At 62.3% G+C, this 11,840-nt stretch carries 14 protein-coding genes; 10 read left to right on the forward strand and 4 right to left on the reverse strand.

Going from position 1 to position 11,840, the window contains the following annotated elements:
• The 5 genes from QN370_RS20050 to QN370_RS20070 all read left to right on the forward strand — a co-directional run.
• Window positions 1–215 (forward strand): hypothetical protein (locus QN370_RS20050; protein WP_323581802.1); only part of this gene is annotated, 215 nt, incomplete at its 5' end.
• A 211-nt stretch (window positions 216–426) separates the two neighbouring features.
• Window positions 427–1,311, forward strand: a complete 885-nt coding sequence (locus tag QN370_RS20055; RefSeq protein WP_322129001.1) for a DMT family transporter — start codon at window positions 427–429, stop codon at window positions 1,309–1,311.
• Between the two features lie 65 nt (window positions 1,312–1,376).
• Window positions 1,377–2,054, forward strand: a complete 678-nt coding sequence (locus tag QN370_RS20060; protein ID WP_322129002.1) for a response regulator transcription factor — start codon at window positions 1,377–1,379, stop codon at window positions 2,052–2,054.
• A gap of 9 nt (window positions 2,055–2,063) precedes the next feature.
• Window positions 2,064–3,383 (forward strand): sensor histidine kinase, encoded by a 1,320-nt coding sequence (locus QN370_RS20065; protein WP_322129003.1) that lies wholly within the window; start codon window positions 2,064–2,066, stop codon window positions 3,381–3,383.
• Window positions 3,384–3,489: 106 nt separating this feature from the next.
• The gene (locus QN370_RS20070) at window positions 3,490–4,227 is read left to right on the forward strand and encodes a hypothetical protein (protein WP_322129004.1); all 738 of its coding nucleotides are present in this window, start codon (window positions 3,490–3,492) and stop codon (window positions 4,225–4,227) included.
• Here QN370_RS20070 and QN370_RS20075 read toward each other — a convergent pair.
• The gene (locus QN370_RS20075) at window positions 4,211–6,049 is read right to left on the reverse strand and encodes a bifunctional anthranilate synthase component I family protein/class IV aminotransferase (protein ID WP_322129005.1); all 1,839 of its coding nucleotides are present in this window, start codon (window positions 6,047–6,049) and stop codon (window positions 4,211–4,213) included. The two genes, QN370_RS20070 and QN370_RS20075, sit on opposite strands and share 17 nt — an antisense overlap.
• Complete coding sequence (locus tag QN370_RS20080) at window positions 6,039–6,764, reverse strand: HAD-IA family hydrolase (protein ID WP_322129006.1); 726 nt, start codon at window positions 6,762–6,764, stop codon at window positions 6,039–6,041. The genes QN370_RS20075 and QN370_RS20080 overlap by 11 nt, the downstream gene beginning before the upstream one ends.
• 21 nt (window positions 6,765–6,785) lie before the next feature.
• On the opposite strand from QN370_RS20080, the gene QN370_RS20085 reads away from it, so the two are divergent.
• From QN370_RS20085 to QN370_RS20105, 5 genes are all read left to right on the forward strand, one after another.
• Entirely contained in the window at window positions 6,786–7,697 is a 912-nt protein-coding gene (locus tag QN370_RS20085; RefSeq protein ID WP_322129007.1) for a TraB/GumN family protein, read from the forward strand.
• 124 nt (window positions 7,698–7,821) lie between these two features.
• Window positions 7,822–8,166: a DUF2007 domain-containing protein gene (locus QN370_RS20090; RefSeq protein WP_322129008.1), complete on the forward strand. Its 345-nt coding sequence runs from the start codon at window positions 7,822–7,824 to the stop codon at window positions 8,164–8,166.
• 187 nt (window positions 8,167–8,353) lie between these two features.
• Window positions 8,354–8,575, forward strand: a complete 222-nt coding sequence (locus QN370_RS20095) for a DUF1289 domain-containing protein (protein ID WP_322129009.1) — start codon at window positions 8,354–8,356, stop codon at window positions 8,573–8,575.
• Window positions 8,568–9,479 carry an MBL fold metallo-hydrolase gene (locus QN370_RS20100; protein WP_322129010.1) on the forward strand — a complete coding sequence of 304 codons (912 nt, stop codon included), beginning with the start codon at window positions 8,568–8,570 and terminating at the stop codon, window positions 9,477–9,479. Before QN370_RS20095 ends, QN370_RS20100 begins: the two co-directional genes overlap by 8 nt.
• Window positions 9,480–9,586: 107 nt before the next feature.
• A complete protein-coding gene (locus QN370_RS20105; protein ID WP_322129011.1) occupies window positions 9,587–9,796 on the forward strand; it encodes an AbrB/MazE/SpoVT family DNA-binding domain-containing protein in 210 nt (69 codons plus the stop codon).
• Window positions 9,797–9,830: 34 nt separating this feature from the next.
• On the opposite strand, the gene QN370_RS20110 is transcribed toward QN370_RS20105, so the two are convergent.
• Together QN370_RS20110 and QN370_RS20115 are read right to left on the reverse strand one after the other, a co-directional pair.
• A complete protein-coding gene (locus QN370_RS20110) occupies window positions 9,831–11,123 on the reverse strand; it encodes a glutamate carboxypeptidase (protein WP_322129012.1) in 1,293 nt (430 codons plus the stop codon).
• Window positions 11,124–11,538: 415 nt separating this feature from the next.
• On the reverse strand, window positions 11,539–11,840 hold a 302-nt coding region (locus QN370_RS20115), incomplete at its 5' end, for a cytochrome c (protein WP_323581803.1).

Genomic DNA, 11,840 nt, shown 5'->3' on the forward strand with positions numbered 1-11,840 from the left:
GGTCGCCTTTTTCTTGGTTACTTCTTTTTGGCGAAGCAAAAAGAAGTGACCGGCTGCCGGGCCGCCCCCGGCTAGGTTATGACGAAGTGGCAACCACACAAGCAACCCCAGCACGGAAACTGGATGGCAATCGCTCCGAACCCGCAAGCAGGGTCAGTGTAATTTTCGCGATAAAGCCCGCGAAAAAAAACACTGACCCTGGTTGCTACCGATGAGGTTTGCGACCGCAGGAAAATGCCAACCGGAGCAGCGTCATGACGAAGCGGATACAAAATCAGTGACCGCCGTCAGCGCATCTGGTGCAATGCCCTGCGGTTATTGCACCCTGCGAGAGAAGATGTCGATAGCTAATCCACACGCATCGCACCGATCAGCTATCCTGCCGCCGTTGCTGTTTTCACCGCCCTCCCCTTTGCCGAGCTATCCATGCGCCCCATCGACCTGATCCGTTTGCTATCCCTCGCCGCCATCTGGGGCGCATCGTTCCTGTTCATGCGCGTCATCGCGCCGGTACTCGGGCCGCTGTGGACGGCCGAATTGCGCGTCGGCATTGCCGGACTGGTGATGCTGGCCTTCATGCTGGCGACCCGACAGGCGATGCGGTTCAAGACAAACTGGCGTCAGTACCTGCTGATAGGCGGCGTCAATTCGGCACTGCCCGCGGCGCTCTATGCGTATGCCGCGCTGACGCTACCGTCCGGCTATTCGGCCATCGTCAATGCGACCACACCGCTGTGGGGCGCACTGGTCGGCATCGCTGTGCTGGGCGAGACAATGACGCTGCGCAAGGCCATCGGTCTGCTGATCGGCATCTCCGGTGTGGCGCTGCTGGTGCGACTCGGACCGGTGACGTTCACGCCGCAAGTGCTGCTGGCCGCATTAGCCTGCGCGCTGGCCGCCATCTGCTATGCCTGCTCGGGCGCGTATTCCAAACTGCGCGCAGCCGGCATCCCGCCCGGATTGATGGCGACCGGCTCGCAACTCGGTGCCGCGCTGGTACTCATTCCGGTGGTGCCGCTCTCACCGATACGTGGCGAACTGACGCCGCACATTCTGTTGCTGGTCGTGGTGCTGGCGGTGCTGTGCAGCGCGGTAGCGTACTTCCTGTACTTCCGGCTACTGGCCGATATCGGTCCGACCCGCAGCATGACGGTGACGTTTCTGATCCCGCTGTTTGCGCTGCTATGGGGCGCGCTGTTCCTCGGTGAAGTCATCAACCAGACCACGCTGGCGGGTTGCGCACTGGTGGTGCTGGCGACCTGGCTGGTGACAGCCGGGCACAGCAAATCCGTACCGGGTAAATCGCGGTAAAGATGCGGCCTCGCCGCAGACGGTTTCCGGTACAGTTGCGCCAACCTCCACCGTCGCGACTCCTGATGAACCACTTGCTACTGATCGATGACGACGTCGAACTGGCCGACTTGCTGCGCGACCACCTGACGCAGGATGGCTTCGTCGTCCAGGTCGCGCACAACGGCGACGACGGCATCCGGTTAGCGTGTTCGGGCCAGTTCCAGCTGGCTGTGCTGGACGTGATGATGCCGCACCTGGGCGGACTCGACGTACTGCGTCGCCTGCGTCAGACCAGCCAGTTGCCGGTGCTGATGCTCACGGCGCGCGGCGATGATAGCGACCGCATCCTCGGGCTGGAACTGGGGGCCGACGATTACGTACCGAAACCCTGTTCGCCGCGTGAACTGAGCGCGCGCGTGCGCGCCATCCTGCGCCGCAGTCAGGGACCGGCCAGTGCCGCGCTGCCACTGGTATCGGGGACGCTGCGGCTGTGGTCGTCGCAGCGCCGGGTCGAAGTCGGCGACCAGCCACTGGGATTGACCAGCACCGAATTCAGTCTGCTCGAAGTCTTGTTGCGCCATGCCGGCAGCACCGTCAGCAAGGACGCGCTGTCAGAACAGGCACTGGGCCGACCGCTGGCGCGCTTCGACCGCAATATCGACGTGCACTTGTCGAGCATGCGCCAGAAGCTGGCCAGGGCCGGCTCCGGCGTGACGATCCAGACCGTATTCCGGCAGGGTTACCAGCTAATCAGGGAGTAACGAAAAACCATGGGCAAGCTGTTCGGCAAATTTTTCTTTTTCATCCTGCTGGCGCAACTGACCGCGGCACTCGGCATCGGCGGCGCGGTCTGGCTGAGTCATCACCAACGTGATGCCGCCAACCTGTCCGACCAAAGTCCGCCCGCCGCGTTCAGCCTTGAAGCCGCCGCCGCCGTGCTGCACTTCGGCGGCACCGGGGCACTGCAGCAGTTGGCCAGCCACATGGGGCCCCATCCCGTGTATTCGGTGGATGCAGCCGGTGTCGACGTGGCAGGACGAACCGTTCCGCCAGCCTTGCTCAAGAGTGCATACGCCCGTCTGCGCGACGCCCCGGCGGGAACCGGTGCGCGCGATGTTGTCGCGCCCGACGGCCAGCACTATGTGATGTTCGCCGCTGCCCATGCCCGCCATGGCGAAGCCGGACCGGCGCGTGAGGAAGGCTTGCGCGCGCTGTCGCTGCTGCTGGCCGCGACATTGGCCAGCCTGCTGTTCGCGGCGCTGCTGGCACGCTACTTCTTCCGGCCGATCCGCTTGTTGCGCGACGCCTTTGGTGCGGCGGCAGCCGGCGACTTGCAACCACGATTACAGCAGACCATGGGGCGGCGGCGCGATGCGCTGGCCGATCTCGGTGGAGATTTCGATCGTATGGCGCAGCGACTGCGCACGCTGATGGATGGCCAGCGCCGCTTGCTGCACCATGTGTCGCATGAGTTGCGTTCACCGCTGGCGCGTCAGCAAATCGCCATCGGGCTGGCGCGCCAGCAACCCGAGCGCATCGTGGCACTGCTCGCACGTATCGAGCGAGATGGCCAGCGCATGGACCAATTGATCGGCGCGGTACTGGCGCTGTCGCGGCTGGAGTCCGGCATCGATACCGCCGGCCACGACGATGTGCCACTCGACGCGATGCTGGCCGACATCGTCACCGATGCCGGCTTCGAGGGTGCGCCCGAGCACAAGCAGGTCGTACTGATCGCAGCGGCCAGGGTGACGATACGTGGCAATCCCGCATTGCTGCACAGCGCATTCGAAAACATTGTGCGCAATGCAATCAAGCACAATCTACCGGGTGGCATGGTCGGTGTGCATGTTACGACCAGCGCGACGCAGGTCCGGGTGACCGTGTGCGATAACGGTCCCGGCGTGCCGGAAGACGACCTGGCGGCGATCTTCGAACCGTTCTATCGCAGCGGCGAGCGTAGCGTCGAAGGTCACGGACTGGGCCTGGCGATCGCGCGGCAAGTCATCGACGCGCATGACGGCAGCATCGTCGCGGACAACCGGACCGAGGGCGGTCTGCGGGTAACAATCTGTCTTCCACTGGCTTGAACCAACCAGTTCCATACGGCAATCTTTACCTGGATTTACCTGAAACAAACACCGCGAGTGCAGTACGCCGGCAGATAATTCCGGGACACCGACTTCAGGAGCCAGCATGTCCGTCTCGACCCTCACCAGCAGTACCGCCGTCACCGCTGCCAGCCCGATTAGCTACGGCCACAAAACCCGGCGCACGCCTTCCTCTGACGACGGCGGCGGCACCGGTGCCGGCAGCGGCAACAATCTGCTCGACGCCATCACGAAGGCACTGGCCTCGCTGGGCGTAACCAACAATGCGGCAACTACTGCCACCACGTCGACCAGCAACAGCACTGGCACCGCAACCACCGGCAGCGTAGCCGGCACCACCGCCGCTGGCAGTGCCTCCGGTACCACCGCCGCCAGCAACGATCCGGCTCAGGCACTGGGCACTTTTTTTCAAAGCTTGCTGACCGCATTGCATGCCCAGGGTGGCGGCAAAGGTGGCGGAAGTGGCGGAGCACGATCGGACGGCGATGGTGACGATGCAGGCCGCACTACTGCAGCAACATCCGCCACCTCGGGCAGCGCGGGTGCCAAGGCATTCCGGGGCGGCACGGGCATGTCAGCCGACTTGCAGTCGCTAATCCAGCAACTCGATAGCGCCAGCAGCGCCACCAATGCCACGAGCGCCACCAGTGGCAGCAGCGCTACCGACAGCGCCACCAGCAGCCTCGACAGCAGCTTCAAGAATCTGCTCAGCGCACTCGGCGACAGCACCAACAAGACGACGCTGGGTCAGTTTCTGCAGGCGCTGTCGAGCCAGTCGCAAGGTAGCGGTTCGACCGGTAACGTGGTCAATACCCAGGCCTGACCGACGTCTCTGACAGCGCCGCAGCAAGCACCCCGCGCAACGCATTGCACAGCACCAGTCGCTCGGCTTGCCGCAGGTCGGCCAGCGTCAGCGTGCGTTCGCTGGCGGCCCAGTGCGGATCAGCCAGCAAGTGGGCGCGCATCACGCCGGGCAGCACGCCGGCTGACAGCGGCGGCGTGAACCACTGGCCGTCGATTTGCGCGAATACATTGCTGCGCGCGCCCTCGGTGACTTCACCGCGCTCGTTACAGAACAACATGTCGAACGCACCTTGCGCTTCGGCCGTGCGCCAGGCCGCGTCGTACAGTGCGCGCTGCGTGGTTTTATGACGCAGAAACAGATCGGCTGAGGCAGTCGGCTGCGGTGCCAGCAACAGCTGCACCACGTCCGGCCATGGCTGCAGCACGCCGCTCTGGACGTGGCACTCACCGAGCCGGTTCAACTCCAGACGCAAGCGTCGCAGCGCGTTGTCGGGCAATGCCGCGCAAGCATCCATGACCGCAGCACGCAAGACGAACGCATCGCAGACAAAGCCAAAATAAGCGGCCGAGGTGGTCAGTCTGTGCAGGTGCCGTTCCAGCAAGGCACATCCGCCATCGCGCGTGACGGCCATCGTTTCAAAGAGCGCAAACTCGTTCGGCATGGCGGTCAGAAAACGCGCCTTCAATACGCATTCGGCCTGCTCATCTGCGGCTACGCTGTCGTGGACGATGCCGGCACCGATCCCCATTTCGCCGCGCCGCACACCGCCCGCATCAGGCGCTTGCAGCACCAGCGTACGGATCGGCACCGACAGGCAGAAGTTGCCCACTTCCGGCCCGTGCGCCGCATCGAACCAGCCAATCGCACCGGTATAAATGCCACGTGCATCGGCTTCCAGTTCGCGGATGATCTGCATCGTGCGCAACTTCGGCGCACCGGTGATCGAGCCACACGGATAGATCGCGTCGACCACTTGCGCGAGCGTCGCTGCGGGATGCAAGCGGGCAGTCACGGTCGAGGTCATTTGCAGCACGTCGGAAAAGCGCGTGACCTCGAACAGCTGCGGCACGGCGACGGAGCCGAGCGTGGCGATGCGGCCGAGGTCGTTGCGCAGCAGGTCGACGATCATCAGGTTTTCGGCGCGGTTCTTGGGATCGGCGGCCAGTCGTGTGGCACTGGCGGCATCCTGCACCGGGTCACCGGTAGCCGCTGCCGTGCCCTTCATCGGCTGCGCCAGCAAAGCACCATCGACATGGCGGACGAACAGTTCGGGCGACAGCGACAGCACGGCCGTGCCATCGGGCAGCGCGACCAGTGCGCCATAAGGCACCGGCTGACGGGCACGCAGACGCAAGTAGAGCGCGGCGAGCGTGCCGAAGGTATCGAAGCGCACGCGGTACGTGTAGTTGACCTGATAGGTATCGCCGGCGGCAATGTAATCGCGGATACGTCCGATATGTTGGGCGAAGGTCGCGCCATCGATGCTGTCGCGCAGACCTGCGATGCCGGCCGGTGCCGCGCCGGCATGGGCCTGCAACCAGTCGTGCGCGGCAGCGGCGGACAACTGCTGGCAATGCGCGAACAGCAGAACTTGCGCCAGCGCGCCGGTGCCAGTGCGCGGTGCCACACCGTGCAGCGCCGCGCCCAGTTCGTACGTCATCAGCAGTACCGCATGCTGGCCCGGTTGCTGCAAATCGGCCAGCAGCGTCGGCAAGTCGTCAACCGTGTCGCACGACAGCGTGCGCAACCAGCCGGTGTAGAGGCGCGAGCGCGGCTCGGTCATGCTGGCGCTGCTGTCGTCGAGCAGTGCAAAACAGGCGGCGTGATGGTCAGTCATCATGGTCAGCCAGGCGCGAACGCAAGCGGTGGAGGTGTCCGGCCAGGTGTTTTACCGAGCGCACCTTGACGTCGACACCGGCCGGACGCTTGACGAAAGTCGACGGTCCGCTCCGATGGGCAAGCGGCAAATACTGGGTGATCAGGACCGTGCGCAGGCCGAGCACACGGGCTGATTTCAGGTTCATCAGGGTGTCTTCGACCAGCACGCATTGGCGTGCATGCACGCCTTCGCGCGCCAGCAATTTGCGCAGCATGGAGCGCGACGGTTTGGGTCGCAACTGGCCGTGCACGCGCATGGATTCGATCGACACGTGGCGGGCAAAGTGGCGCTGCAACCCGAGATGACGCATCACGTCCTGCGCGTAGCGTTGCGGCGCATTGGTCAGCAGGATCTTGCGTCCCGGCAGACGGCGCAGCAATCCGGCCAAACCGCGTTCGGCGCGTATCATCGAGGGCAAGTCCTCGAACAGGTGTGCCTCATGCAGGAAGGTGTCGGCCCGCATCTGGTGATGCTTGACCATGCCGAGCAGCGTCGCGCCGTAGCGCTGCCAGTAGGCAATCCGGGCAGCATCGACATCGGCTGCTGCGGCCGGCGCACCGGCATCCGACAGCACCTGCGCGATCACGCGGTTCATGTTCACATTGATGGCCGGGAAGATCGCATGCGAGGCATCGTGCAAGGTATTGTCGAGGTCGAACAGCCAGGTTATTCCCATGATTTTTTTCTGAAAGCGTGCATGCGTATTGCCTTGATCGTTATTTCGTTGGTGTTGCTTGGCTGCGGCCACGCGCTGGTGCGGGCGGCGAATGTTAATCCGGCCACCCCGGCCATTCCCCTGCGCGGCACGCTGTACCGCGCCACGCAGCAGGACCACACCGTATGGCTGTTTGGTACCGTGCATGTCGGACAAGCATCATTCTATCCGCTCGAACCGATTGTCATGCGCGCCCTTGCAGAGGCCGACCAGCTGGTACTGGAACTCGATCCGACCGACCAGCCTGCGCTGCAAGCGGCGTTCGCCCGGCACGCAACGCTGGTGCCACCGCAGACCATCGGGCAAGTTCTCTCCACCGAAACGCAACGGCAATTACAGCAAGTGCTCGACCGACTCGGCGTGATGCCGTCCGCCGTAGCGGGCATGCAACCGTGGGCCATTGCCAACCTGCTGCTGGCCACGACGCTCGAACGCAGCGGCTATGCGCGTGAACAGGGCATCGAAACCTATCTGCAACAACACGCCCCCGGCAAACCGGTGGTGGCGCTGGAAAGTGCCGACTACCAGCTTGGACTGTTTGATGAGCTCGATGCCACCCAGCAGGAGCAATATTTACTTGAATGCCTTGAATCACTACTTAATGGTAAATCTGCACAACAAGCAGCAACGATGATGGATGCCTGGGGGCGCGCCGACGGCGCTGCGCTGCAACGCCTGATCGAAGAAGAGCTGGCCGAATCCACCGTCACGGCACACTTCACCCGACGTGTCTTGCTCGACCAGCGCAATCCGCGACTGGCTGCGTCGATTGCGCGACTGGGCCAGCATGGGACAACGCAATTTGTCGCAATCGGTCTGCTGCATCTGACCGGGCCCGACAGCGTGCCAAGTTTGCTGGCGCGGCGCGGCTACCGGGTTGAAAAAATCTACTGATGCGTTGTTCTTCGTTGTGGCGCTGGTTGCACGGGGCCGAATCCACGCTGGCACGCTGATACCCGGTGCCGTCGGGGGCTGCGGTTAAGATGGCATCACCCTCTTCATTTTTGCGAACAAGCCCATGAAAATCCTCTACCAGGCCGCCAACCTCATCGAAGCACACATGATCGTGCACCTGCTCGAGCAGCAGCAATTGCACGGACGCGTCGATGGCGAATACCTGCAAGGCGGGATCGGCGAATTGCCGGCGGCAGGCCTGATCCGGGTGATGGTGGCGGAGCAGGATTTCGAGGCAGCGCAAGAACTGATCAGGCAATGGGATGCGGCCCAACCGGTCTCCGAACAGGCTGCACCGGTCATCGCGCCCGCTCCACCGTTGGGCATGCTGGCCGCCGGCTTTGTCGCAGGCGTGCTGTGCACGGTGGCGTGTTACCACTCGGCGTGGCGGGTGGTACTGCAAGATTGAGGGCCGCGCACGCACGATCGCACGCACGCTGTTTGACGAGACAGCGCCCCGCCACCATGCTGGCGCGGCATCCGTGCATAATCAGGGTCATTGCCACTGAAGACTATTCCATGCATCCCGACTGCCCGCCCCGTATTTCCCTTGCCTCATTGATCTGCCCGGCTGCGCGCAACGCTGCCGGCCTGCGATGATGTCGGGCCAGCTGATTCTGTTTGACCCGCAAGACCCGCGCGTCGCGGCCCCATCGCCGTGCATCAGCGTCTGTGAAATGGACGAGCGCAGCGGATTGTGCGCGGGCTGCCAGCGCAACATCGACGAAATCGTCAGTTGGGGCAGCGCTGGCGAGAGCGCCCGGCGCACCATCTGGCGCGCCATCAACCAGCGTCGTGATGCGATGTTCGATGACTGAATCATTGCCAGCGACGATGCAGGTACTCGAGCGCGGCTGGCTCTCGTCGAACAATATCCTGTTCTGCGGCGAGCAGACCGCACTGGTCGACAGCGGCTACCTGACGCACGCGCCACAGACGCTCGCGTTAGTGCAACAGGCACTGCAGGGACGGCCACTCGACCTGCTGGTCAACACCCACCTGCATTCGGACCATTGCGGCGGCAACGCGTTGCTGCAGCAGCACTACAACTGCCACACCGTGATCCCGGCCAGCGAAGCCGACAAGGTACGCGACTGGGACGAAGACGCGCTCAGCTTCGTAGCCACCGGCCAGCAATGCGCGCGCTTCCGCTTTGACGACACGCTGGTACCGGACGAGCCGATCCGGCTGGGGGACATGGACTGGGTAGCGCTCGGTGCACCGGGCCATGACCCGCATTCGCTGATCCTGTATTGCCCCGCTGAACGCATCCTGATTTCGGCCGATGCGTTGTGGGAAAACGGCTTTGGCGTGATCTTTCCGGAACTCGATGGCGAATCGGGTTTTAGCGAGGCGCGCGCGACGCTCGAACTGATCGCCACGCTCGATGTGCGACTGGTGATTCCGGGTCATGGTGCGCCGTTTACCGATGTCGGCAAGGCGCTCACCACGGCATTTTCGCGGCTCGATTATCTGGCGGCCGATCCGGTGCGCAATGCGCAGAATGCGATCAAGGTGTTGCTGAAATTTTTGCTACTGGAACGTCAGCAACTGCTACTCGATCAGGTACCGGTGCTGTTAGGCGGGATGGCTATCGTGCACGAATCCAACCGGCGCTTTTTGCAATGGCCGATGGACGATCTGGCCCGATGGGCGATCGCGCAACTGGTGCGGGTGGGGGCGGCGGAAGTGCGGGGGGAATTGCTGGTGAATCAGGGGTGACAAACATGGCCGGCATCAACATTTGATGCGCAACAAGGTGCTGGTTGACTCCGACACAGGGCATCGAGGTATTATATTTCCATATGATTTGAAGGAAGGAGTTCAAGATGTCATCGACTGTATTACGTAAAGTCGGCGGTTCCATCATGCTGGCAGTACCACCGGCTATCCTTGACTTGCTGCACCTGCATTCGGGTTCGACGGTTGATGTCGAAGTAGACGGCGGACACCTGATCGTGCGCCCGCAACTCCGCAAGCGCTACACGCTCACCGAATTGCTGGCCGAGTCCGATTGTTCACCCTCCACTTTCGAGTGACGTGCAGCCGGGGCACCACGCCATCATCGCTATCTCATCTAGCCTTTCCCATCACTTCCAGCAAACGAATCGTCAGGTATAAACGCGGCGCGACGCTATCCAGATCCACCCATTCATCGGTCGAATGGATCCGGTTACCGACGATGCCCATGCCATCGAGCACGACCGGTTTGCCGGTGGCCGGGTTGTAAGCAAATCCGGCATCGGTGCCATAGCGCATTGCCACCGGTTCGATGGTCTTGCCGAGTTCCTGATAGATGCTGTTGGCTTGTACCGCCAGCTTGTCGGTCGCGGCATTCTTGCTGAATGGCGGCCGGCGGTTTTCCACCTTGACGCTGACTTGCGTCTCGGGAACCAGTTTTTTCTGGATGATCTTGCTGGCGTCGGCCTGGACCCGTTCGATTTCGCTGAGGTCAGACAAGCGCATGTCGGCGGTGGCGCTGGCCTTTTCCGGAGTGATGTTGACGCGTTCGCCAGCCTGGATCACGGTCCAGTTGACGGTGGTGCCTTTGACCGGATCGCCGAGGTCTCTCAGTTGCAGTATCTGGTTCGCCAATTCGACGGCAGCATTGCGCCCTTTTTCAGGGGCCGAACCGGCATGCGAGGCAAGCCCTTTCACGTCGAGATGCACATACGCGATGCCATTGGTGGCGACCGTCACGCGATCGGCTTCTGGCGGTTCGAATGACAGCACGTAATCCTGCCTGGAGGACAACTCGCGGATCTTCTCGCGTGAACCCAGCGAACTTTTTTCTTCATCGGGATTGAAGAAAATGCTCAGCGTCTTGAAATCGGCAAAGCCGCGCTCACGCACGAGATCGAGGGCATACAGCATGATCAGCGCACCGCCCTTGGCATCGGCCACGCCGGGACCGAAGGCCTTGTTGCCCTCGACCCGGAACGGCCGCTTGGCCGCATCGCCGATACCAAACACGGTGTCGTAATGCACCATCAGCATGATGTTCTTCGACCCCTTGCCTTGCAGGGTGCCGAGCACCATTTTTCCGGCTGCCGGCGGCGCGGCAAAAATCTCGACCGTGGCACCGAGGTCGCGCAAGCGCTGCGCCAGGAATGCTTCCATTTGCGCAAGGCCTTTGGCATCATCAGTGCCGGTATCGACATTGACCAGCGTGGCCAGGTCCTTCACGAATTCGGGCTGGCGCTTTTGGGCGGCGTTCAGCAGCACCTTGTCGGTCTGGGCCGACGAGACGGCGGGCGCGACAAATGCGGCGGCGACAAGCAACGAGAGCAGGATATTTTTACGCAAGGGAATCTCCATCGGAAAAGGCAGGCCAGTGATGCGGCGGGTCGCACACGCAGCAGGCATGAAAGGTACGCAGCCGGTTGGCTGCGTTCTGTGTGGAGCGAGGTTACTTATAACCGGTGAGGGACGGTTGGTCTAATTTTTAGCACTCTCGATGCAATCCTGATGCCGCCCCACTGCCCCGCGCAACCTCCTCCACAATCCTGCTCGGGGAAAAGTAACTCCGACATCATGTGCTGCTGGGTGGAATACCGATCGAGCGCGAATCCAACCGGCGCTTCTTGCAATTACCCGTTGAGGAACGGGCACAGTGGGCAATCGCGCAGCTAGTGCGCGTGGGCGCAGCGCAAGTGCGGGGTGCCGTACTGGTGAATCAGGGGTGAGGGTGCTCCATCAAAGGGATAACCGGGTATGTGGGAGGGGACTGGTTACAGCGCCTTGCCTGAGCACTGCAACCACCGGTCGTCAGGAGTTGGGATTAGGGATTAGCTAGATACGCCGCCAGGTTGCTTGCATCGGTCGCTGATATCGTGTTTTTCAAGAAAAACATACCACCTTTGTTATTGTTGATGGCATTCACGGTGTTGCTGGCGGTCTTCCCTTTCAAAATCTGGGACATGTTGTTCGCAGGATTAACACCGTGGCAAGAAGCACAATAAGTGGCGTAGGTGACCTTGCCTAGCTGGGCAGGGGACGGTGTTGGTGTTGGTGTTGGTGTTGGTGTTGGTGTTGGTGTTGGTGTTGGTGTTGGCTGTCTCTTATACACATCTCCGAGCCCAC

Origin of the sequence: Actimicrobium sp. CCI2.3, assembly GCF_035019065.1 — a bacterium.
Taxonomy (GTDB): Bacteria; Pseudomonadota; Gammaproteobacteria; order Burkholderiales; family Burkholderiaceae_D; genus Actimicrobium.